General features: G+C 61.1%; 1 protein-coding gene. It reads left to right on the forward strand.

Annotation, left to right across the window (positions count from 1 at the left end):
• Positions 1-25: 25 nt before the first annotated feature.
• The coding region (locus tag A7D27_RS26850; protein ID WP_069566682.1) for a type VI immunity family protein at positions 26-912 on the forward strand (887 nt) is incomplete at its 3' end.

Raw genomic sequence — 912 nt, forward strand, 5'->3', positions numbered from 1 at the left:
AAGGAGGGCTAGGCGCGTGCCGAAGATGAACGCATTGGACACCCTCAAACAACACGCCCCCGACCTGGAGATCGAAAACGCCCAGGGCCAGCCCGTGGTCAAGCTGGGGCTGATCGCCACCCTTTACTTTCGCGAAGGCTACACCGCCGAACGCAAGCAGCGCGTGGTCGAGAGCTTCGAGCGCTTTTACAAGGAGTTTGGCGACAAGCTGAGATGGCAGGCCGGAGGTGGCTACTACAAAGCCACCCCCGAGCGCTTCGAGAAAAAACGCCAGGCCGTATTGGCCTCAGGCCCCAATGATCGACAGGAATGGCACCTGAGCAGCGCCAAGAACGAAAAAGAGGCCGAAGACTACAGCCTGCAATTTCTCAACTCATTCGAAGCCCATGGGGAACAACGTCGCTCTTATATCAAGCTGATCTTGCCCTGGACCTTGCTCAGTGAGCCGGAAGGGCCACAGCGCTACCAAGCGTGGCTGACCTACCTGTGCAACCAGGTCCAGGCCGAGCATGGCTATGGCGGGCTCTCCTGTGTGTTGCCCTACGACTACGACAGCTACATGCCCAGTGAGTACCAACTGGCCCAGCGTTACTCGGGGCTGGAGGTGGACACCCTTGCCTATGCCATGTGCCGGAGGTTGCAAAACCATATCAAGGGCGCCAACTGGTACACCGTGCTGGGGCAGAGCTATGTGGAGCGCCTGGGTGGGGAGGAGCGCCTGCGCCATGCCTTGAGCGGCCACGGGGATATCGTGCTGCTGCCCTACGAGCAGGGGCTGATCATCCGCGCAGGCGACTGGCCGGAGCTAGGGGCCCAAGCCGACGGCCCCCCGCGCGCCTATGTGGCCGTCAGCAATACGGTCAAACCCGTGCGCCTACAGGAAACCGGCTCATTACACACCTACTCCCCCTT

It is taken from the genome of Pseudomonas sp. 1D4, from assembly GCF_001728925.1.
GTDB classification, from domain to species: Bacteria; Pseudomonadota; Gammaproteobacteria; order Pseudomonadales; family Pseudomonadaceae; genus Metapseudomonas; species Metapseudomonas otitidis.